This window comes from Winogradskyella maritima (assembly GCF_042650215.1).
GTDB lineage: Bacteria > Bacteroidota > Bacteroidia > Flavobacteriales > Flavobacteriaceae > Winogradskyella > Winogradskyella maritima.
The window spans coordinates 1-23,133 of record NZ_JBHSAT010000021.1; the positions used below are offsets into that span (position 1 = coordinate 1).

Consider the following 23,133-nt stretch of genomic DNA (forward strand, 5'->3'; position numbering starts at 1 on the left):
AATAAGTTGTTAAAACAGGCCTTTGCCATAGCAAAATCAGGACTGATATACGACGATAGTTACAGAAGTACTTTAGTGAAAAATTAATGGGATTTTACTTGTTTTCTACCACAGTACTTTGTTGTGCATAGTGTTTTAACTACAACAAGGTGTTAGGTTATATAATTCTGTAATTTCTGTTTGAGTTAATAAAATATTATAGATTATTATGTCATCTAGTTTTCCACTAAGGAATTCTCCTATAAATAAGTCACCCATATTTAAAGATGGTGTTGGACCACTATTACAGATAACATTTTCGTTATCCTCAATTAAAATACCATCTTGATAAATCTTTAAATCTGTAATATCACTAGTAACTACCAAATGATGCCATTCATTTAATTGAACAATCTCTGGGTTTGGCGTAACACCAATAGATCGATAGCTATTTATAAAAAAGACTGGCCAATTATTATCCCATAAGCTTAGATTCCATTCACCAATACCACCTGCACAATTACCAAAATCATTACCACGAGACATTAAACCTGCTCCTTCATTTTCTGATAAATACCACATGGAAATAGAAAACCCTCCGCTTTGTATGCCATTTAGAAAGGTAGGATTAGATAAGGTTAGAAACTCATTGTTATTAGAATTAAATTGATAAGCACAATTAGTATTTCCATTTCTGTCTATTGTCGCACTTGCTGTTGTTGTGTTGGCTAAATTATTATTGTTTCCGGATTCGTCATTTATCGACCCACTATTAAATGGATAGAAAGCAACAACTCCATTTTGCAATCCAGTTGGTAAGCAGTCTAGTTGCTGAATTTCATTCTGTTCATCAGAATTATTACATCCAAAAATGAGTAAAATTGATATTAGAAGACTTGTTTTTAATATCTTATCCATAATATACTTTTTATTTGATAGATGCATGAATATTGATTTGGTTGCGTCGTTTTTCTGACATTGTGCACAACGGTCTAGTGTATGATTTTGTTGCGTGTTTTAAGTACTAAAGTTAGCAAATAAATCACAGATAGAAAGTCCGCGAGGACTTTCGTAAGTAGACTATAACTAGCAATGAATTATACACATTGTTGGCTGTAGTTTTTTTATTCTTCGATATGTACATAAGTTGTTTTCAGAGTGTATTTATCCAACTCATATTGTTCAACCTTTCCAGTTTCAGGGTTTATAAAAGTACGAGAAGGCAACATTACAGAAAATTCAGGTTTTTTGGTCGGAACAATTTTCACGATTTTGTTTTCGAGAATTTCTGTGGTGTTACACAAATCTAATATTCTAAAAGTTTTTTTATCTTTAGTTTGCACTATTGAAACCGAGGCAAATGCTAAAGTTCCGCATAATCCTGTAGATGGTAAATGCATTAATATTCGGACTTCGATTGGCTTACCTAATTCGAAAAATTCCCAATTTTCATCGTAAGAACTAAAAGTCTCATTTTTTTGGCCACTTGGAAATTCATTTTGCGAGATTCCGATTCCGCAATTGAGTAAGAAAATCAGAAGTATTGTTTTTTTCAAAGCTTAATATTTAAAATTCGATTCCAATTTAATTCAGTTTGTTTTTCTGTAAAAGTCTGAATGAGTAAACACTAATTCTTGTTTAGTGAACGGACTTTTAAATTACAGCCAACACATATATATACGCAATACCTATGTGTTTTCCGTTTTTTTAATGTGTACGTCAAATCTACCGCTATTACTGCAATAATCAAAATTGCGCAATGCGCATTTTGTATATCTCGGTAATAAAACATGTGTTTTTACATCAAAATGATATACAAAATACGAATACCTTGAAGATTTAAATAACGACACGTTTTCTCCAGGCGAGTGCGTAGGCAAAAGCAACCAAATAAATACAATACTTTGAAAATTCGCTAAGGTTTCTATTTTAAGCCGTCAATTCCCTAAACATACTCTCCAAACTCGTGTTCTTTTGGTGCAACTGCAGAATCTTTAATTGATTATCGTGCGCAAAATCAAAGACGTGCGAGCGCATATCGTTTTGCGTGGCGAAAGTGATTTCGTAGATGAAATCGTGTGTGTTTTTTACGGTTTTTACGTTGGGTAGTTTTAAAAGAAAAGCCTCTTCAACACGGTAATCAAACTCTACCACAACAATCTGTTCTTGGCCTTTGCGCAAATCATTCAAATATTTATCGGCAACGATTTTTCCGTTATTGATGATGATAACGCGGTCACACATGGCTTCAACTTCTTGCATAATGTGCGTCGATAAAAATACGGTTTTGTCTTGCCCGAGTGAGGTAATCAGTTGCCGAATATCTACAAGCTGATTGGGGTCCAATCCTGTCGTCGGCTCGTCCAAAATCAAAACATCAGGGTTATGCAGTAAAGCATTGGCTAAGCCCACACGCTGGCGATAGCCTTTAGAGAGTTGCCCAATGGTTTTGTGGGCTTCGGGCTTAAGGCCTGTGAGTTCTATAACCTCTTCGATTCTGGATTTGGAAACACCGTAAACATCCGCATTGAATTTTAAGTACTCGCGCACATACAATTCTAAATACAAGGGATTGTGCTCCGGCAGATAGCCCACGGATTTCTGAACGGCTTTCTTCGCCTCAGTAACATCGTGGCCACTGACCTGTGCTTCGCCCGAGCTTGCTTCAAGATAGGTCGTTAAAATTTTCATCATGGTCGATTTCCCGGCACCATTAGGCCCAAGGAAGCCGACAATCTCTCCCGATTTCACATGAAACGATACCGAATCTAGCGCATGCTGTTCGCCATAAATTTTCGTGATTTCTGAAACGGAGATAGACATAAATTCAATTTTAGTCAAAAATACATAAACTTCAGATTAAGCCCTACGGCCAAAAAGAGTTTAAAAAAGTTTTACTTTCATTTTGTTTATTCGGTTTAATCCTTACTTTAGCACTATAAATACACCGAATGAACATTTCTGTAACATATTATAACTGGTTTTATTTCTTTTTTAGCAAAAGAAACGAGGCTTAGTATGTTATAGTCAATTACTATAAAATTTAAAGTCTCGATATCATCGGGACTTTTTTTATGATGAAAAATACCGTCGCCATACAAGGAATTCAAGGGTCGTTCCACCACATTGTGGCCGATAATTATTTTGCCAATAGTTTAGAGGTTTTGCCTTGCGAAACCTTTGATGCTTTAGTAAGCCAACTTTTGGAAGGTAAGACCGATATCGCTGTAATGGCTATTGAAAACAGTATTGCCGGTTCTATTATTCCCAATTACGCGTTGATTGACACGAACGACCTTCAAATTGTTGGCGAATATTATTTAGATATTCAGCATCATTTAATGGCGTTGGAAGGGCAATCCATTTCAGATATAAAAGAAGTGCATTCGCATCCTATGGCACTGTTGCAGTGTAAGGAATTTTTCAAAATGCATCCACACATCAAACTGGTCGAAGCAAGGGATACAGCTGATGTCGCTCGAAAGATTTCAGAAGAAAACATTACAGGCATTGGTGCTATTGCTAGCGAAAAGGCATCGGGTTTATTTGGGCTTCCGATTGTTGCAGAAAGCATTCAAACCATAAAACATAACGAAACACGCTTTGTGATTATTCAGAAAATAAATCCTGAAAAATCCGAAGACGAATCCAAAAACAAAGCCTCCCTAAAATTTGAACTAAGCTCCAAACGAGGCAGTTTGGCAACGGTGCTCAACGTGATGAGCGATTGTAGATTGAACCTAACCAAAATTCAGTCTTTGCCCATAATCGCTACACCATGGAAATACAGCTTTTTTGTGGATGTCACCTTTGAAGCCTACTCCGATTTTGAAAAAGCCAAATCCCTACTCAACCTTATGGCCGAAAATTTTAAAGTATTGGGTGTCTATAAAAACGCACGATTATGATAGAAGTTGCCAACCGCTTAAAACATGTGGAAGAGTACTACTTTTCTAGAAAATTAAAGGAAGTTGCCTTTTTAAAGTCGCAAGGTAAACCGATTATCAACCTCGGCATTGGAAGTCCAGATTTATCGCCACCGCAAAAAGCAACGACCGCGCTTGAGGAAAGTCTGTATGATGAGGGTGCACACAAATACCAGAGTTATCAGGGTCTTCCCGAGCTTCGTGAGGCTTTTGCCGATTTTTATAAAAAGCATTACAAGGTTAATCTCAGCGCGAGCACAGAAATTCTTCCGTTGATGGGAAGCAAGGAAGGTATCATGCATATTTCCATGGCATTTTTAAATCCGGGTGATAAAGTCTTGGTTCCCAATCCTGGTTATCCAACCTATGCTTCGGTGGCAAAATTGGTGGAAGCTGAGACAATTTTATACGATTTAACCGATGATAACCATTGGATGCCCGACTTCATCGCTTTGGAGCGTATGGATTTGAGCAAGGTGAAAATTATGTGGATTAATTATCCGCACATGCCTACGGGCGCCAACGCTCCTAATAAGTTTTTTGAAGACGTCATCGCCTTCGGAAAGCGCCACAATATTTTAATTGTCAATGACAATCCGTATAGCTTTATTCTCAACGAGCAACCTAAGAGCATTTTAAGATACAACGGTGCCAAGGATGTTTGTTTGGAGCTGAATACCATTAGCAAAACCTTTAATATGGCAGGTTGGCGTATTGGAATGGTAGCCGGGAGTTACGAGCATCTTAATGCCGTGTTGAAGGTAAAGAGCAACATGGACTCTGGTATGTTTTACGGTCTGCAAAAAGGCGCTGTGGAAGCGCTACAAAGTTCTGACCTCTGGTTTGTAAGTTTAAATAGTGTTTACCAACAACGAAGAGCGTTGGTTTGGGAGTTGGCCGAAAAGTTGAAGTGCACCTATGATGAACATGCGTCAGGATTGTTTGTTTGGGCCAAGATTCCCGAAAATGAAACTTCGGAAGCTTTTGCAGATTCAATTCTGAAGGAATACAGCCTTTTTATGGCGCCAGGAACTGTTTTTGGCAGTCAGGGCGAGGGTTATATACGCTTTTCGTTATGTGTGGAACAGGCATTAATTAAAGAGGCTATAGCACGAATAAAATGATGATTTTGAAAACGAAAACTAATTTAAATAACGGTAGTCTTCCCTTGGGGAAGATGTCCGACTAAGGAGGACAGATGGGAATGAAGGAGATACATATCATCGGTGTAGGATTAATTGGCGGAAGCTTTGCGCTCGGGGTGAAGAACGTGCATCCCAATTGCAAGATTGTCGGTATAGATTCAAATCCCGAACATCTTGAAGAAGCGAAAACGTTGGGTATAATTGATGCTACTGGCGCTATTTCAGACATCGGAAGCGCCGATTTGGTGTTTGTTGCCATTCCGGTAAATCACAGTTTAACGATTTTGCCTGAAGTTTTGAATCATGTGTCTGAAAACACTGTGGTTGTCGATGCAGGTTCTACCAAAGAAGATATTTGTGAGGCGGTAAAACATCATAAAAACCGTCGCCATTTCTTAGCATCGCACCCAATTGCTGGGACGGAATTTTCAGGACCTAAGTCCGCGTTGTCCACGCTTTTTCAGAATAAAACAAACATTATTTGTGAAGTTGAGGAAACGGCGTTTAAACTTCAGGAGAAAGCCTTGAAACTCTTTAATGACATGGGTATGCGTATTCGGTATATGAATCCGCAGGCGCACGATAAACATATTGCGTACATGTCGCACTTAAGCCACATTAGCTCTTTTATGCTCGGTAAAACGGTCATTGACAAAGAACAAAACGAACGCGATATTTTTGACATGGCGGGCAGTGGATTTGAAAGCACTGTAAGACTTGCCAAGAGTTCGCCCGAGATGTGGACACCCATTTTTGAACAGAATAAAATCAACGTCATTGAGACGCTAAACGAATATATTTTAAACTTAAAACACTTTAAATCCCTTATGGAATCTGATAATTTTGAAGCGGTGCATCATGAAATGAAAGCCACCAACAGAATTAAGGACATTTTGAACGGGATGCAATAAATTTGAATGAAATAGACGATTATGGAGAATAAAAAAGAATTGAGAAACTGGTTGGATGCTTTTGAATTAAATCATCCACTAGTGATTGCAGGACCTTGCAGCGCTGAAACGGAAGCACAGGTATTAAAAATTGCTCATGAGTTAAAAGATAGCGATGCAACGGTATTCAGAGCCGGTATTTGGAAACCGAGAACACGCCCAGGAAATTTTGAAGGTGTCGGCGCCCTTGGTTTAAAATGGTTACAAAAAGCCAAAGAGGAAACGGGCATGATGATTACTACGGAAGTGGCCAACGCCAACCATGTGGAGTTAGCCTTAAAACACGATGTAGATATTCTTTGGATTGGAGCACGTACTACAGTGAGTCCGTTTATTGTTCAAGATATTGCGGATGCGTTGAAAGGCACGGACAAACCTGTTTTGATAAAGAATCCAGTAAATCCCGATTTGTCATTGTGGTTAGGCGCTGTAGAACGCTTCTATACCAATGATATTAATAATTTGGGTGTGATTCATAGAGGTTTTTCAACCTATGAAAAAACGCGTTACAGAAATAATCCGGAGTGGCAGATAGCGGTGGATTTACAGAATCGTTTTCCAGATTTACCATTGATTTTAGACCCATCGCATATTGCTGGTCGTCGTGATATTATTTTTGATTTGAGCCAAACTGCTCTTGACCTTAATTATGATGGCCTCATGATAGAAACCCATCACGACCCTGATAACGCGTGGAGTGATGCAGCGCAACAAATTACACCATCGACTTTAAAACAATTTACAGAAGACCTTCGAATTAGAAAAGAAGTAGGGGAAGCGGCAGAATTCAAAAACAAAATAAACACCTTACGTACACAGATTGACGTAATTGACCACCAACTGATTGAAATGATGGGGAAACGTATGAATATTGCCGATGACATCGGACATTTGAAAAAAGAATATAATGTTGCCATCCTTCAAACCAAGCGTTGGAATGAGATTTTAGGCAAAATGATTCTTCAAGGCGAAGAGAAAAATTTAAGCGAAGAATTTATCCTCAAGGTGTTCAAGGCGATTCACCAAGAATCGATTAACCATCAGGAGCAGATTGTTAATAGTTGAATTGTTGGAGTTTAGTTTTAAAACATATATTTTAGAAGCCTGAAAAGATTTACTTACATAACTGTCTTTTGTTTTCTCTCTTCAATTTTCTCATCTATTGATGCTCAAGGGGAAACTTATTATATCCCAGAAAATATTGAGGAAGTTGAAGCTTATTTGGAAGCTATAAATAAGAAGCATTTAAAGCGTATCAATGGGAGGCATGCCTCTAAAGTTAGGGACGTATTTAAAGGAAGGGATGAGTTGGTTTTTAAACAGATTAATGATAGTGCTTTCTTTTTTAATACCGAATTTGATAAGTACGTAAATCATGTTCTCGACGAAATTTACTCTAATAATCCTTCAGTAGATACTTCGGATTTTAAGTTCTTTCTCAGGAATTCCATAGCGCCTAATGCATCTTGTTATGGAGATGGAATGTTCGATATTCATCTAGGATTATTCGATACACTAAAATCTGATGACGAATTTGCTTTTGTACTTTGTCACGAGATTGCTCATAAAATTTTAGAACATCCGCTTAACAATGTTACAAATGCTATTTCACGACTAAATTCTGATGAAACAAAGGCTCAATTAAAAACAATTAAGCGTCAAAAATACGGTCAAACGAGGTCCGCTTTATCGGTCATTGATGAGTTGAATATCGATTTTTTAGCCTATTCAAGAGCCGTCGAATCCCAAGCAGACTCATTAGGTTTTATTCTTTTTAAGAACACGAAATACAACCAAGCGAGTGCTATCAGTGCCTTAAAAGGATTGGATTTAAAAGATGACATTCTTTTAAGTCATCCGGTAAACATAGAAGATATATTTAATTTCCCAGAGTATCCATTCAAAGACTATTGGCTAGAAGAAGAAGTTTCGATTTTCAATACCTCTGAGAAAATAAATGATTACCAAATAAGCTCAGACACGCTCAAGACACACCCTGAAATTCCGTTTAGAATTGGTAAGTTAATTAGGGAAAATGCGATTGATACCACTAGTAATGTCCCAATCGGTTCAGAGAAAAAAAAGATAGAGCAGTTGATTCACAATCGTTCCATTCAAGCTTTTATAGACATAAAGCAATTAGATTTAGCACTCTATCAACTGGTAAAGAAATTTCAAGAAAAGAATATTGATAAAGAAAGCTACATTGAGAAGATGCTCCTCATTTTAAAACAGACCTATCTCGCAAGGCAAAAGCATGAACTTGGCAAGTATGTTCAGCCAAAGAACAAATTTTCAAAAGAGAAAGAATTAAATAAAATTAGGATATTTCTTCACAATTTAGAATATAGGGAAATTGTAAATCTTGGCAAGTATTTTTATACAAATTGCGGGGTTGAATTACCCGAAGAAACTATTAATCAATTTAGAATATTCGTAGACTAACCAATTATCTCAAAGATTATGACTAATAAATTATTCACACTATTGCTCACTTGTTCATTTGTAATAAGCTTTGCTCAGCAAAAAACACTTAATGACATCACTACATTTAAAATAAAGAACTCAGGGTCTTTTTTGGATTCAAATAATGATGTCGATGGGTATTATTTCTATTATGAGGTTGACAAGTTAAAAAAGGGTAAACGAGAATACGCCATTAAAATGTTGGATAATAATCTAAACGAGTTAGCTACGAAATCTTATGTTGATGATAAGAATACCTACTTAGCCCAAAGTAATTTTAATAATGACGCCTTAATGTTTGCTATGGTTAACTTGAAAGAGCGCCAGTATAAATTGGTGCAGTTTGACAAGCAGGGCAATCAAAGTGATGAGCAAATTATTCCTGTATCTAAAAAAGAAATAAGATGGTTGAGCGCTATGATGCAATCAGGAAATTTTAACCTATTATACCCTGTAGACAATAAGGGTTTTTTATTCAATTATGTTAGAGATAATAAAAAACTCGGGTATGGTTTAAAGTATATCTCAACAGACGGCGGTAAGTCTTGGGATTTTAATTCTCCCAGTGAGGCAAAAGAAATATTAACATTTAACCCCATTCAAGCTAATGAAGATGTCATTGTGGCGTTAGAGTCGAGTAAAAAATCAGTTTTGAGTAAGTCAATTGATATGAAAGTTCTTGTAATTGATATTAATTCTGGAAAAAAGTTGTTTGAACGTTCTTATGATAAGTCCGATGATCCGAGATTAATAACAAATGCATTTTTAACTAAAGATAAAAAAGTGGTGTTACTGGGAGAGTATTTTGATTCTGGAGATAATATCATGACATCAAAGAGTTTAGGTTTATTTTCACAAACCTTAGATTATGAAGGGAAAAAACTTTCGGATAGCAAGGTAGATTGGGAAAATCAAATAGATGCTATGATGCCACCAGATTCTGAGGGTAAGAAACGGGCACGTGGCTATGTCTATTTTCATGATATTCAGAAAACAGATACGGGTTATTATTGTATTGGCGAACGTTATAGAAAAACAGCAAGTGCGGGAGGTATTGCTCTTGCGGTATTGAGTAGAGGAAACTCTAATGTGACGCAATTGACGATTACGGACGCAGTGATCTTTAAATTTAATGATAATTTTGAGTTACAGGCAATTGACAATTTCCCTAAAGGAAAATCAAGGGCTCCTTCGATAACGGACTTTGGAAGCCCTCAGCTGAACGCACATGCCTTAAAATCCTTTGGAGCTTTCGATTACGGGTTTACGCAAAGGCATAGTAGTAGGGATAGATTTTATGCTATGTTTATTGATTATGAACGCCTAAAAGGGGAGAAAAACAAATTAGCTTTTAAGTCAATAATTTATAATGACGGACAACTTTCTGAAGATAAAATTTACCTAGAAAACAATGACTCTAAAACAAAGTATAGAGTTTTGCCGGGTAAATTAGGGCACGTATTACTAATGGAATACAACAAAAAAAAGAAGACGCTAGACATTCATCTAGAAAAACTAAATATTGATTAGGGAAATTGCTTTCTTAACTAATATTGGTCATCTTTGTTTTAGATGACAGGCACCGTTTATAAATCTACAGGAAGTTGGTATACCGTAAAGACAGATGGCGGTAGGTTTTACGAGTGCCGTATTAAAGGGAAATTTCGGTTAGAAGGCATTAAAAGCACCAATCCTATTGCGGTGGGTGACCGTGTTCACTTTAAACTGGAAGCAAAGAACGACACAGAAACCGGCGTCATCAATCGTATTGAAGCGCGTGAAAATTATATCGTCCGTAAGTCGGTAAATCTTTCTAAACAAACGCATATTATTGCATCTAATATCGATCAGGTTTTCCTTTTGATAACCATTGATAATCCGCCAACATTTACCAGCTTTATAGATCGATTTCTGGTGACTGCAGAAGCTTATTCCATAAAGACAGTTTTGCTGTTCAATAAAATTGATACCTATGATGAGGAGACCTTGTTGGAGGTGAAATACCTAGCCGCTTTGTACAGAAGTATTGGATATGAATGTGTTGGCATATCTGCAGAAACAGGAAAGAATATTGATAAGGTCAAAGACCTTATGCTGGGAAAAGTGAGCATGTTTGCTGGCCATTCTGGAGTTGGTAAATCAACTTTAGTGAATGCCATAGAACCGAATTTAGACTTAAAAACAAAAGCCATTTCTGAGCAGCATATGCAAGGACAACATACTACGACCTTTGCAGAGATGTTCGATTTAAGTTTTGACGCCAAAATCATAGATACACCAGGCATTAAAGGCTTTGGTATTGTAGATATGGATAAGGAGGAAGTGGGCGATTATTTCCCTGAGTTTTTCGCACTAAAACAAGATTGTAAATTCAATAATTGCCTGCATGTTAAAGAACCAAAATGTGCGGTAAAGGCCGCCTTGGAGAATGATGAGGTGTCGTATTCAAGATATCGTAGTTATCTTCAAATTTTGGATGGCGAAGACGAGCATTACAGAACCGATAATTGGGATGAACAAGTATGATTTAATGATACTGCATTATTATAGAAAATAATATGAGAGTTGTTTTACAGCGTGTTTCTGAAGCGTCCGTGACCATCGATTCAAATAAAGTGGCCAATATTGGCAATGGTTTTTTGGTTTTATTGGGTATTGAGAATGAAGATAGCCAAGAGGATATCGACTGGTTGTGCAAAAAAATAGTAGGTATGCGAGTTTTTTCCGACGCCAATGGATTAATGAATGAAAATATCACCTCTTTCAATGGCGATATTATAGTCGTAAGTCAGTTTACCTTGCATGCTAGTATTAAAAAAGGAAATCGCCCGAGTTTTATAAAAGCTGCAAAGCCAGATGTGGCCATACCGCTCTACAAGGCATTTATTCAAAAATTAGAAATAGAACTTGGTCGCCCAGTCCAAACCGGAGAATTTGGTGCGGATATGAAAGTGGCTTTAGTGAACGATGGGCCTGTAACTATTTCTATGGATTCTAAACATAGGGAATAGCTTAAAATTTCAGATTTCTTAAAGATTTACTATATTTCAGCTTCCTTTTGATGCTAAACTTTTTCTATGCATATTTTTAAGAAGCTACCGTTGCTTTGTTTTTTCCTACTCTTCAATAGCTTAAATTCTCAATCTGAAACTAGTTATATTGCTTTGTTAACGCTCAGTGAGTTAACTCAAAAAGCCAACGCAGTTGTCCGTTATGAGCGAATTAAGGTTGAAGTCTCTGCCTATAATAAAATGCTAGTGACAACCAGAAGGATCGTCACCGTTTTAAATGAATATGGTGATCGGCACCTCAATGCCTATGAACACTATGATGGCAACACCAAAATAAAGGAGCTTGAAGCGAAAATCTATGATGCTTCTGGTAAAGAAATAAAAAAAATTAAAGAACGGGATTTTTCCGATATGAGTGCGGTATCAGGTGGAACTTTGTATTCGGACAATAGGGTTAAGTTTTTAAATTATACGCCTCTTAAGTATCCCTATACCCTTGAATATAATTCTGAAGTTGAATTCCGAAGCACCGCATTTGTGCCACAATGGATGCCCATTGATGATTATCATTTAAGTGTGGAAGATTCAGAATACCAATTGATCAATACATCTGATGTTGAAATTAAAACTAAAGCTCAAAATTTTGAAGCGTATAAAGTTGAGACGCTGGGTGATTTTCATGTTAAAGCCACAAATTTATCAGGCATAAAACCCGAAGCATTTAGTCCGGCTCTAAGCGAAATTACACCACGCTATAAATTAGCCTTAACCCGTTTTGATATGGAAGGCGTTGAAGGTGTCAATAATACTTGGGAGGATTTTGGCACATGGATGTATAACAAGTTATTGACAGGTACCGATGAGTTACCTCAATCTGCAATTGATGATGTAAAAGCTCTGACTGTAGGAGTAGACGACAAAATGGAGCGAGCTAAAATTGTCTATAAATACATGCAGGATAAAACAAGGTATATAAGTGTGCAAGTTGGTATTGGAGGTTGGAAACCTATGCTGGCTAATGACGTCGATAAGCTAGGGTATTCAGATTGTAAGGGTTTAACTAATTACACTAAGGCATTACTTGAAGCTGTGGACGTCCCTTCCTATTATACGGTAGTTTGGGGAGATGAGGATTTAAAAGATTTAGATAGCGAATTTTCCGTAACTGAAGGTAATCACGTGATTTTAGGTATCCCTGAAAATGATGAATATGTGTTTCTGGAATGTACAAGCCAAACAGCACCATTCGGATTTTCTGCAGGTTTTACAGATGATAGAGATGTGTTGCTGGTAACTCCTGAAGGAGGTAAAATTGTGCATACAAATCGGTATTCTTCTGAGGAAAGCCTTCAAGATTCCAAGGCAAAGGTTGTGTTGGACGCTTCAGGAACGTTTAGTGCCCAATTAGAGATAAAGTCCCAAGGCTACCAGTATGCTTTACGTGAAGGGATTCAAAATCAATCGCCCAGAGATCAAAAAATCTACTACAAAAACTATTTAGATAATCTCAATAATTTAGAAATAGTCGATATGGCTTTAAATGATGATAAAGATGCTATTGTATTCAGTGAAACACTTAAGGTTAAGGCGTCCAATTATGCGTCAAAAAGTGGTAATCGGCTTATTTTTCAACCTAATGTCTTCAATAATTTAACAAGCCTCCCATCTCGTTATAATCAAAGACATTTAGATTTTAAGATAGAGCGCGGTTATACAGATGTGGATGAATATCTTATAGAGTTGCCAAATGACATGGAAATTGAGGCAATGACTGATGGCGAATCAATCGACACAAAATTTGGGAGTTACAGTTTTAAAATTGAAAAACTAGAAAATAACACCATTAAATATTCCCGAAGGTACAAGGTATTTAAAGGCGATTATGAAAAATCGGATTATGATGCCTTCCGGGATTTTAGAAAGCAAGTACTAAAGCATGACAAAACAAAGATTGTTTTGGTTAAAAAATAAATTAATACTAAATCTAAAAATGAAAAAACTACTTAGCCTTTGGGCACTAACATTAATAACAACTTTTATACAAGCCCAAGACTATAAGTTTGGAGAAGTCTCAATAGATGAGTTGAACGAAAATGTACATCCGCAAGATCCGGATACAAATGCTGCTATATTATATAAGAACGAGGATATATCATTTTATTTTTCTCAGTCAGATGGTTTTATGCAAGAACGAGTGGTTCATCAACGTATAAAGATTTACAATAAAGAAGGCTATGATTGGGCAACAAAAAGAGTATACCTATATAATGGTGGGGGAAACAAGACAGAAAAACTCAGGAATGTCAAAGGATACACTTTTAATAAAATTAATGGTGAAATTGAAAAGGATAAGCTGAAGAAAGATGGTGTTTTTGAAGAAGAATTTAATGAGTATACTAAAATAAATACCATCACTATGCCCAATGTACAGGACGGTTCTGTTGTAGAATTTACATATAAAATTGTTTCCCCGTTTTTGGAGATTGATGATATTTATTTTCAATCTCTAATACCTATGAATAGACTCGATGTAAAAATTTCTACCCCTCAGTTTTATAGGTATGATAAACTAACAAATCTTAAAGCGTCTTATTACCCAAATATAAAAGAGCATAAGGAAAATAAGAAGTACAATAGTACAAGTAGCTCACGTAGTGGAGCATATATATCTAAAACTAATTTTACCCGATCAACTTCAGAATATTTTGACAATGTTTTAGAAATAAGCGAAGAAAATATACCTGGTCTCGTGGAGGAATCTTACTCAGGAAACTTAGATAATTACATTTCTAAAATGAGCATGGAACTGTCTGCAATTTTAAATCAATTTGGAGCAATTGAAAAATCTTTGTCAACAACATGGGATAAAGTAAGTAAAACTATATATGAGTATAGTAGTTTTGGTGGGCAGTTAAAGCGTTCTAATTTTTTTAAAGACGATTTGGCTAATATTCTCAGCGGAGTTGAAGCACCGTTTGATAAAGCTAGCGTAATTCATTCTTTTGTAAAATCAAAAGTAAAGTGGAACGGTAATTATGGCTTTACATCACATAATGGTATTAGAGATGCTTATAAAGATGGAGTAGGTAATGTGGGAGACATTAATTTACTGATGATTGCAATGCTGAAATCGCAAGGTGTAAATGCTTTTCCGGTTTTAATAAGTACGCGTAATAATGGCATTCCTTTGTTCCCTACGCGAAAGGGATTTAATTATGTGATTACATTGGTAGAAGATGCAGGGAAGTATATATTATTGGATGCCACAGAAACTTATAGTGAAGTAAATATCCTGCCACAAAGAGCATTAAACTGGCAAGGGCGTCTTATAAAAGATGATGGAACATCAGGATGGATAGATCTTAGACCTTCTGAAAAGTCTGTTGAAACCACTAGCCTTAATATAAAGGTTAACGACGACTTTACAATCGAAGGTAAAGTCCGAAAAAGTCTAACATCACATTTGGCATTAAGATATCGAGATAGATACACTGGGGTCACAAGCGAAGACCATATCAAACAAATTGAAAAAGATAAAGGAGATTTAGTGATTAGTACATTAAATTTTGAGAATAGTAAGGATACCTCTAAGCCAGTAATGTTGACATATGAATATAATTCCTCAGACGCAATTGATAATATCGGAGGTAACTTGTATTTCTCACCTTTGGTGTTCTTAACTATGAATGAGAGTCCATTTAAGCTTGATAAGAGGGATTATCCTATAGATTTTATAATGCCCTTTGAAGATAAATATTTAGTCAACATTATGTTACCCGAAGGGTACAAAGTAGAATCCATGCCAGAAAATGAAATATTACAATTTAAGGATGGTGCGGCTCAATTTACATACGTTGGCAAGGTCAATGGCAGGTATCTTCAGATGAGTATTAGTTTTGAACTTTCGGAGTCATTAATTGCTCCAAGTGAATATCCAGTATTTAAGAATTTCTTCGAGAAGATAGTAGAAAAGCAAAACCAACAAATTGTTTTAACAAAAGCTTAATCATGGACATAAAAAACGCACAAAAACTAGTAGATGATTGGATTAAGGAGCACGGCGTGCGTTACTTTAATGAATTGACCAACATGGCCCAACTGACTGAAGAAGTTGGTGAAGTGGCGAGAATAATTGCCAGACGCTACGGTGAGCAAAGCGAAAAAGAAAGTGATAAGGACAAAGATTTGGGTGAAGAGCTTGCCGATGTGGTTTTTGTGGTTCTCTGTTTGGCTAACCAAACGGGTATAAATCTCCAAGACGCTTTCGATAAGAAAATGGATAAAAAAACCAAGCGAGACCATGACCGTCATCACAATAATTCAAAATTAAAATAGGTACTATCCGCTTAAATTTCTAGGTTTGTCATTATGACAAAACATCTTTTAAAATCGGAAATCACTTCAGGCAAAAGCCTTAAAATCACGGGTTCTAAAAGTGAATCTAATCGTTTGCTCTTGCTTCAAGCCTTGTATCCGAATATTACTATTGAAAACCTTTCAAATTCCGATGATTCTCAATTGATGCAGAAGGCTTTGGCTGGTGACTCAGACATCATTGATATTCATCATGCAGGTACGGCTATGCGTTTTTTAACGGCGTATTATTCCATTCAAGAAGGTAGACAAATCGAATTGACTGGCTCTTCAAGAATGAAAGAACGTCCGATTGAAGTTTTGGTCGAGGCGTTAAAAAGCCTTGGCGCTGACATAACTTATAAAGAAAACGAAGGCTTTCCGCCCCTTAGGATTAACGGAACTACATTTTCAAAATCTGAAGTAGAACTAACAGCCAATGTGAGTAGTCAATACATTTCGGCATTGTTACTTATCGCACCAAGTCTAAAAAATGGATTGCATTTAAGCTTGAAAGGTCAACTCACCTCCGTCCCATATATTAAAATGACCCTCCGTCTCTTGGAAGACATAGGCGTACAAACAAAGTTTGAAGGCAATGAGATTTGGATTGACCATCTTAATGATATTGGACAATCAAAAACCATGGTCGTGGAGTCCGACTGGTCTTCGGCGTCATACTATTATAGCATCATAGCATTAAGTCCTGTAGGTACGCAGCTTAAACTGTCGTCTTATAAAAAAGATTCACTTCAGGGTGATTCAGTTCTCTCAGAACTTTATAAAGTTTTTGGGGTTGTAACCACATTTTCAAATCATAACATTGAGCTTCAAAAGACTTCGGAAGCACGTCTAGATGAAATGGTAAAATTCAATTTAATCAATTCGCCAGATATCGCTCAAACCATAGCTGTTACAGCCTTTGGATTGGGTCTGCAATGTGAATTGACAGGCCTTCATACTTTAAAAATTAAAGAAACTGACCGTTTAGTGGCTTTAAAGACTGAATTGGAAAAACTCGGTGCTGCGATAACAATTGATGAAAACTCGCTAAGGCTGGGGAAATCAAATTCAGAAGTACCCAATGTCGCTATAGATACTTATAAGGACCACCGAATGGCTATGGCCTTTGCACCCTTGGCATTGGTACGCGATATAAGCATCAATGAGGCTGAGGTCGTTTCAAAATCTTACCCTACATTTTGGGAAGACCTTGAAACTTTAGGGATTATCGTGAAATAAACGGCGGTTTACTTGACAACCCCTATGTTGAGATTGTATATTTGCCACTTCGTAAAAAACACAGATAGATTTATATGAAATTATCACACTTCAATTTTGATTTACCAGAAGAATTATTAGCAGAATACCCAGCAGATTTAAGAGATGAGTCGCGTTTAATGGTGCTTAATCGCGCTGAGCAAACTATTGAACACAAATTGTTTAAAGACGTCATTGATTATTTTGATGAAGGTGACGTCATGATTTTTAATAATACTAAAGTGTTCCCTGCCCGTTTGTACGGTAATAAAGAAAAGACTGGTGCACGTATTGAAGTATTTTTACTACGAGAACTAAATCAAGACCAACGCTTATGGGATGTTTTGGTAGACCCTGCCCGTAAAATAAGAATCGGAAACAAATTATACTTTGGTGAAGATGAAACTTTAGTGGCTGAGGTTATTGATAATACCACATCAAGAGGGCGAACTTTACGTTTTTTGTATGATGGGTCTTATTCAGACTTCAGAACAAAATTGACGGAGCTTGGAGAAACACCATTGCCAAAATACATAAAGCGTGATGTCGATGAGATAGATAGAGAACGTTACCAAACGATATATGCAAAGAATGAAGGTGCTGTTGCGGCACCAACTGCAGGACTTCATTTTTCTAGACACTTATTAAAGCGTTTAGAAATTAAAGGTGTTGAAAGTGCTGAAGTGACCTTGCATGTTGGCCTAGGAACGTTTAACCCAGTAGAGGTTGAAGATTTATCGAAGCATAAGATGGATAGTGAAGAGATTATTATCAACCAACATGCGGCTGACATAGTAAACAAAGGTATAGCCAACAAAAAGCGTGTTTGTGCGGTTGGGACGACCTCAATGCGAACTATTGAAAGTTCTGTGTCCTCTAGCGGTACATTGAATCCGTTTGAAGGTTGGACTAATAAGTTCATCTTTCCACCATACGAGTTCAGCATAGCCAATTGTATGATTACGAACTTCCATACGCCTAAATCAACCTTGTTGATGATGGTGTCTGCCTTTGCTGGACACGATTTTGCAAAGCGCGCCTATGATGAAGCGGTAAAAGAAAAGTATAGATTCTATTCTTACGGAGATGCGATGTTAATCATCTAATAAGAGTAATAAGATATTTTGAATCCTCTCTAGACTTTGTTTTGAGAGGATTTTTTCTTTTAATTCATTTTGAAGAAGTCTTAAATCCAATTAATTAACTTTGCCACCGATGGAAAGCAAAAAGAAAGACGTTAGAGCATTAACCAAGGAACAGCTTAGGGAGTTTTTTGTACAGCAGGGCGATAAAGCATTTCGTGGTAATCAAGTCTACGAATGGCTCTGGCAAAAGGGAGCACACAGTTTTGAGGATATGACCAATATCTCATTGCAAACCCGACAAATGCTCGAAGATAATTTTGTGATTAATCATATCCGTGTGGACCAGATGCAACGGAGTTCCGATGGGACTATAAAGAATGCGGTTCGGCTTCACGATGATTTAATTGTGGAATCCGTCTTAATTCCAACCGCAACCCGTACAACAGCCTGTGTCTCTTCTCAAGTTGGTTGTAGTCTTGATTGTAAATTTTGCGCAACAGCAAGACTCAAACGCATGCGGAATCTCAACCCAGATGAGATTTACGACCAAGTGGTTGCCATAGATAATGAAAGCCGACTGTACCATAACCGCCCGTTAAGTAATATTGTGTTTATGGGCATGGGCGAACCCTTGATGAATTACAATAATGTTCTAAAAGCCATTGATAAAATCACCTCGGATGAAGGGCTAGGGATGTCTCCAAAGCGAATTACCTTATCCACGTCTGGTGTTCCTAAAATGATTAGGAAGATGGCGGATGACGAAGTCAAATTTAATCTAGCGGTGTCCTTACACTCGGCCATAGACGAGGTCCGGACGAGCATTATGCCTTTTAACGCCACTTTCCCATTGAAAGATTTACGTGAGGCTTTAGAATATTGGTACAGCAAAACAGGAAAAAGAATCACTTACGAATATGTAGTCTGGGACGGTATTAATGACAGAGAAGAAGATATCGATGCCTTGATTCAGTTCTGTAAATTCGCGCCGAGCAAGGTCAATCTTATTGAATACAATCCTATTGACGACGGGATGTTTCAACAAGCAGGTACTGCGGCCGTGAATCGCTATATAGAAAAATTAGAACGAAATCGAATCACCGTAACAGTAAGGCGCTCTCGTGGTAAGGACATTGACGCTGCCTGTGGGCAATTGGCTAATAAAGGTTAAAATAATAAAAGACTCAACCGTGAATCGTATCTTTGTGTAAGTCGTGAAAATAACCGAACAGATAAAACAACCTATTGCTTATGAGATGGAACTTTTTGAACAAAAGTTTCAACTCTCCATGTCGAGCAAAGTTGCGCTTCTCAACAGAATCACCCATTATATTGTCAACCGTAAAGGAAAGCAAATGCGACCCATGTTTGTGTTTCTGGTCGCAAAAATGCTGAATAATGGTGAGGTTAGTGAGAGGACTTATCGCGGTGCTTCGGTTATAGAATTAATTCACACTGCAACTTTGGTGCACGACGATGTCGTGGACGACAGTAACCGTAGACGAGGTTTCTTCTCCATTAATGCCCTCTGGAAAAATAAAATCGCTGTACTTATCGGTGATTATTTATTATCTAAAGGATTACTGCTCTCCATAGATAATAATGATTTTGATTTACTGAAAATCATATCAGTCGCTGTTCGCGAAATGAGCGAAGGAGAACTACTTCAAATTGAAAAAGCCAGACGCTTAGACATAACAGAAGATATCTACTACGACATCATTCGGCAAAAAACGGCTACTCTTATTGCGGCTTGCTGTAGCCTGGGTGCGGCATCTGTAAAACCAAATTCTCCTGAGGTAGAAACTATGCGAAAGTTTGGAGAACTTATTGGGATGGCCTTTCAGATTAAAGATGATTTGTTCGATTATGGCGAAGCGAAAATCGGAAAACCTGTCGGTATTGATATCAAGGAACAAAAAATGACCCTTCCTTTGATTTATGCGTTGAATAATTCCAACAAAAAAGAAAAATCCTGGCTTATCAATTCTGTTAAGAATCACAACAAGGATAAAAAACGCGTAAAAGAGGTCATCGCCTTCGTGATTGATAAAGGAGGTTTAGACTATGCGGAAGAAAAGATGAAAGCCTTTCAAACTGAAGCCTTGTCATTATTATCACAATTCCCAAATTCAGAATTTAAAGCGTCTTTGGAACTAATGGTCAATTATGTCATTGAGCGGAAAAAGTGATTTTAATTTTTAAAAGTATGTAATACTGGGCGCTCCTGAAACATCGGGAGAAGTGCTTAATATGCGAGACACGAATTTATCTCCCAATGCTTCAGGATACATTAATCCTTTCTCGTAATTATTGGCGATAATCCGTAAAATCCGTATCAAAAAATTTAGATTTAAATACCTGAAAATCAAAATATTAAAAATTTTATTCAAAATAAATCAAAACCCAAGCAACCATTTCCAATACCTTAGCGTCTTTATAAATAGAAGAGCAAACCATCACTCATCAAATCAGAATGAAAGTCATTCAACTTCATAAAAACGAAGCTAAACTCATAGAGAGGGCGGCGAAGCAAAACAGGGAAGCGCAACATGTGCTTTATGAGTTGCATGCCCCAAAAATGCTAAGTGTCTGTAGATACTATATAAAGGATGTGCATCAGGCTGAGGAGGTATTGTTGAATGGTTTTTTTAAGGTTTTCAAATACATCACAACCTTTAAAAGTGAAGGAAGTTTTGAAGGTTGGATACGACGCATTATGGTACGAGAAGCAATTTCATACCTAAGGGTTAAGAAGAATATAGAGTTTGCCTCGGACGATATTGAGGTTTCCGATAATTATACGGACCCAGTCAATAGTAAAATGGAAGTCAATGAAATTCAACAGTTGATTGATAGACTTCCGGAAGGCTACAGAATGGTCTTTGTCATGTATGCGATAGAAGGCTACAAACACGCAGAAATTGCTGAGATGCTTAAGATTTCTGAAGGGACTTCAAAATCCCAGTTATTTAAAGCAAGACAGCTTTTACAAGAACAAATTAAAAACTTTAACAAAGAAGGTTATGGCACCAATTAAGTTTGAAGAAAATATGAAAGAGACGCTCGAGAAGCGAACAATGTCACCTTCTCCAGAGCTTTGGTCTAAACTAGCAGACCGTTTAGACGAAGACGAAAAAAAGAACAGAAAACCAGTGTATTGGTGGTTGGGTATTGCCGCGAGTGTTGCTGTACTGATAATGCTATCCATAGGGTTTTTCAATTCAAATACTGAAGAAATAATTGATGTCTTGGTTGAGGAAGAAGTGCCAAAACAAGAACGTATTAAGGAAACTTTGAATCCAGTAGAACTGATTGAAGACAAAGCCTTGGCCGGAGAAAACCTTGAAAGCCCAAAGATTGAAAAAGAGGTTGTTGTTTCATCAAAAAAGGACAAGTCCGAAAGACAAAACCAATTACAAAAGGAAATTACGACGACACCAATAAAGTCAAAAGACGCTGTGGCACAAGTTGATAAGTCGCAACAAGCACCAATCTTAAACAAAGAAAAGCTGAATTTCGACAAGTCCGAAGTGGATAAGGCAGTTGCTGAAGTCCTAAAATTTAAAGAAGACAAAAATACAGTAACGGACCAACAAATAGATTCGTTATTAAAAAGCGCACAGCGCGAATTATTCAAAGACCGAATTTTTAAAAACAGCAACAATGTTGTGGATGCGGACGCGCTCCTTCAAGACGTTGAAGATGACTTGGGGCTGTCATTTAGAACCAAGGTTTATGAAGCCTTAAAAGACGGTTACGAAAAAGCCAAAACTGCAGTGGCCAATCGGAACAACTAAGCAAGTTCCTGCGAAAGCAGAATTCTAAAAATACTTAAAACAAACATCAAACAAAACGAACAATGACAACGATAAGTAAATACATCGTAGCAATCCTCTTATGCTTTTGTGTAAACGGGTTGATTGCGCAGGAAAAAAAGACAGATACAATAAATGTTAATGTTTTTAAACAAGAACAAATTAGCAAGCTCATAGAAGCTAAAGACCGAATAAAAGGTCAAGAAAGAGATTTTTTAAAAGTCGAAGTAGAGTCAATTAATAAGCGCTTAGATTTAGGTGAAATTTCTGCCGAAGAGGCAGAAAAACTCAAAAAAGAAGTTGCTATTAAGCGAGCAAAAAATATAGAAGACCGTCTTGCTATAATTGATACTAAAATTGAACTTATAAAAAGAAACCCTTATAAAGAGATTCTCGAAGATTATGACAATGGTCGTTTGGAGATAGGATTAGGTACGGGAGGCGTTGTTTTTGACCTAAGACCAAATAAAAAGCCACCAAAATATGACATTCGTACCACCAATGATTTACTATTTGCAATAGGATTCAATAATACTATTTCAGATGACTGGAGTATTGATGACTCGCCTTACGAATTAGCAGGTTCGGGATTTGTAGAACTCGGTTGGAACTGGAAGACAAGAGTGTTTAAAAATTCAAACTTTCTGCGCTTCAAGTACGGGTTTTCATTTCAGTGGAATAAGTTGAGCATTAAAAACAATCAGTATTTTGTTCAAGATGGAAATACCACCACTTTAGAGGAATTCCCGACCAATCTTAAAGAGGCTGAATTTAGAATCACAAATTTGGTTGTTCCAATTCATTTTGAATTTGGACCGTCCAAAAAGAGAGACTACACAAACCGCATTCGTTATACCACTGACGGACAGTTTAAGGTAGGACTTGGAGGATACGGAGGTGTTAGGTTAGGAACACAACAAAAATTACGTTTTGATGAGAATAATGACCGAGTTAAACAAAAAATAAAGCGTAATTATAATGCCTCAAATTTTGTTTATGGATTAAGCGGTTACGTCGGTGTTGGTGATTTTAGTCTATATGCTAAGTATGACTTAAATAGCCTATTTAAAGACCAGGCTTTTGACCAGAACAATATTTCTTTGGGATTGCGATGGGACTTGGACTAATCAACCGTCCCAA

The 23,133-nt window shown here is 37.0% G+C and carries 22 protein-coding genes; 18 read left to right on the forward strand and 4 right to left on the reverse strand.

The features are described 5' to 3' along the window. Positions 1–135: 135 nt before the first annotated feature. From ACFOSX_RS11495 to gldA, 3 genes are all read right to left on the reverse strand, one after another. Positions 136–897 (reverse strand): LamG domain-containing protein, encoded by a 762-nt coding sequence (locus tag ACFOSX_RS11495; protein WP_386101064.1) that lies wholly within the window; start codon positions 895–897, stop codon positions 136–138. 206 nt (positions 898–1,103) lie between these two features. Next, positions 1,104–1,535 carry a hypothetical protein gene (locus ACFOSX_RS11500; RefSeq protein ID WP_386101067.1) on the reverse strand — a complete coding sequence of 144 codons (432 nt, stop codon included), beginning with the start codon at positions 1,533–1,535 and terminating at the stop codon, positions 1,104–1,106. Positions 1,536–1,908: 373 nt separating this feature from the next. Continuing rightward, positions 1,909–2,802, reverse strand: a complete 894-nt coding sequence (gene gldA / locus ACFOSX_RS11505; RefSeq protein WP_386101070.1) for a gliding motility-associated ABC transporter ATP-binding subunit GldA — start codon at positions 2,800–2,802, stop codon at positions 1,909–1,911. 254 nt (positions 2,803–3,056) lie between these two features. Here gldA and ACFOSX_RS11510 point away from each other — a divergent pair, with 254 nt between their 5' ends. The 15 genes from ACFOSX_RS11510 to ACFOSX_RS11580 all read left to right on the forward strand — a co-directional run bounded on the left by ACFOSX_RS11510 (position 3,057) and on the right by ACFOSX_RS11580 (position 20,367). Next, a complete protein-coding gene (locus ACFOSX_RS11510) occupies positions 3,057–3,887 on the forward strand; it encodes a prephenate dehydratase (RefSeq protein WP_386101310.1) in 831 nt (276 codons plus the stop codon). Continuing rightward, positions 3,884–5,029, forward strand: a complete 1,146-nt coding sequence (locus tag ACFOSX_RS11515) for a pyridoxal phosphate-dependent aminotransferase (protein WP_386101073.1) — start codon at positions 3,884–3,886, stop codon at positions 5,027–5,029. The genes ACFOSX_RS11510 and ACFOSX_RS11515 overlap by 4 nt, the downstream gene beginning before the upstream one ends. 80 nt (positions 5,030–5,109) lie before the next feature. Next, entirely contained in the window at positions 5,110–5,961 is an 852-nt protein-coding gene (locus ACFOSX_RS11520) for a prephenate dehydrogenase (RefSeq protein ID WP_386101076.1), read from the forward strand. 21 nt (positions 5,962–5,982) lie between these two features. Further along, a complete protein-coding gene (locus ACFOSX_RS11525) occupies positions 5,983–7,065 on the forward strand; it encodes a chorismate mutase (RefSeq protein WP_386101079.1) in 1,083 nt (360 codons plus the stop codon). 156 nt (positions 7,066–7,221) lie between these two features. Continuing rightward, a complete protein-coding gene (locus tag ACFOSX_RS11530; protein ID WP_386101082.1) occupies positions 7,222–8,445 on the forward strand; it encodes a M48 family metalloprotease in 1,224 nt (407 codons plus the stop codon). Positions 8,446–8,463: 18 nt separating this feature from the next. Next, positions 8,464–9,996 carry a DUF6770 family protein gene (locus tag ACFOSX_RS11535; protein ID WP_386101085.1) on the forward strand — a complete coding sequence of 511 codons (1,533 nt, stop codon included), beginning with the start codon at positions 8,464–8,466 and terminating at the stop codon, positions 9,994–9,996. A 42-nt stretch (positions 9,997–10,038) separates the two neighbouring features. Beyond that, on the forward strand, positions 10,039–10,992 hold the full coding sequence (gene rsgA, locus ACFOSX_RS11540; protein ID WP_386101088.1) for a ribosome small subunit-dependent GTPase A: 954 nt from the start codon (positions 10,039–10,041) through the stop codon (positions 10,990–10,992). A 32-nt stretch (positions 10,993–11,024) separates the two neighbouring features. Then, positions 11,025–11,477, forward strand: a complete 453-nt coding sequence (gene dtd, locus ACFOSX_RS11545; protein ID WP_386101091.1) for a D-aminoacyl-tRNA deacylase — start codon at positions 11,025–11,027, stop codon at positions 11,475–11,477. A gap of 66 nt (positions 11,478–11,543) precedes the next feature. Further along, positions 11,544–13,448, forward strand: coding sequence for a DUF3857 domain-containing protein (locus ACFOSX_RS11550; RefSeq protein ID WP_386101096.1), 1,905 nt, complete (start codon positions 11,544–11,546; stop codon positions 13,446–13,448). After that, on the forward strand, positions 13,414–15,483 hold the full coding sequence (locus ACFOSX_RS11555) for a transglutaminase domain-containing protein (protein ID WP_386101099.1): 2,070 nt from the start codon (positions 13,414–13,416) through the stop codon (positions 15,481–15,483). The genes ACFOSX_RS11550 and ACFOSX_RS11555 overlap by 35 nt, the downstream gene beginning before the upstream one ends. A gap of 2 nt (positions 15,484–15,485) precedes the next feature. Next, positions 15,486–15,812: a nucleotide pyrophosphohydrolase gene (locus ACFOSX_RS11560; protein WP_386101102.1), complete on the forward strand. Its 327-nt coding sequence runs from the start codon at positions 15,486–15,488 to the stop codon at positions 15,810–15,812. 33 nt (positions 15,813–15,845) lie between these two features. After that, complete coding sequence (locus ACFOSX_RS11565) at positions 15,846–17,072, forward strand: 3-phosphoshikimate 1-carboxyvinyltransferase (RefSeq protein WP_386101105.1); 1,227 nt, start codon at positions 15,846–15,848, stop codon at positions 17,070–17,072. 74 nt (positions 17,073–17,146) lie between these two features. After that, entirely contained in the window at positions 17,147–18,196 is a 1,050-nt protein-coding gene (queA, locus tag ACFOSX_RS11570) for a tRNA preQ1(34) S-adenosylmethionine ribosyltransferase-isomerase QueA (RefSeq protein WP_386101108.1), read from the forward strand. Between the two features lie 109 nt (positions 18,197–18,305). Beyond that, a complete protein-coding gene (gene rlmN / locus ACFOSX_RS11575; RefSeq protein ID WP_386101111.1) occupies positions 18,306–19,346 on the forward strand; it encodes a 23S rRNA (adenine(2503)-C(2))-methyltransferase RlmN in 1,041 nt (346 codons plus the stop codon). A 43-nt stretch (positions 19,347–19,389) separates the two neighbouring features. Next, a complete protein-coding gene (locus ACFOSX_RS11580; protein WP_386101116.1) occupies positions 19,390–20,367 on the forward strand; it encodes a polyprenyl synthetase family protein in 978 nt (325 codons plus the stop codon). A 9-nt stretch (positions 20,368–20,376) separates the two neighbouring features. On the opposite strand, the gene ACFOSX_RS11585 is transcribed toward ACFOSX_RS11580, so the two are convergent. After that, a complete protein-coding gene (locus tag ACFOSX_RS11585; protein ID WP_386101119.1) occupies positions 20,377–20,517 on the reverse strand; it encodes a hypothetical protein in 141 nt (46 codons plus the stop codon). Positions 20,518–20,651: 134 nt separating this feature from the next. Between ACFOSX_RS11585 and ACFOSX_RS11590 the strand changes: the two genes are divergently transcribed. From ACFOSX_RS11590 to ACFOSX_RS11600, 3 genes are all read left to right on the forward strand, one after another. Then, positions 20,652–21,215 (forward strand): RNA polymerase sigma factor, encoded by a 564-nt coding sequence (locus tag ACFOSX_RS11590; protein WP_386101122.1) that lies wholly within the window; start codon positions 20,652–20,654, stop codon positions 21,213–21,215. Next, on the forward strand, positions 21,202–21,975 hold the full coding sequence (locus ACFOSX_RS11595; RefSeq protein ID WP_386101125.1) for a hypothetical protein: 774 nt from the start codon (positions 21,202–21,204) through the stop codon (positions 21,973–21,975). The genes ACFOSX_RS11590 and ACFOSX_RS11595 overlap by 14 nt, the downstream gene beginning before the upstream one ends. A 62-nt stretch (positions 21,976–22,037) precedes the next feature. Next, entirely contained in the window at positions 22,038–23,120 is a 1,083-nt protein-coding gene (locus ACFOSX_RS11600; RefSeq protein ID WP_386101128.1) for a hypothetical protein, read from the forward strand. Positions 23,121–23,133 lie beyond the last annotated feature (13 nt).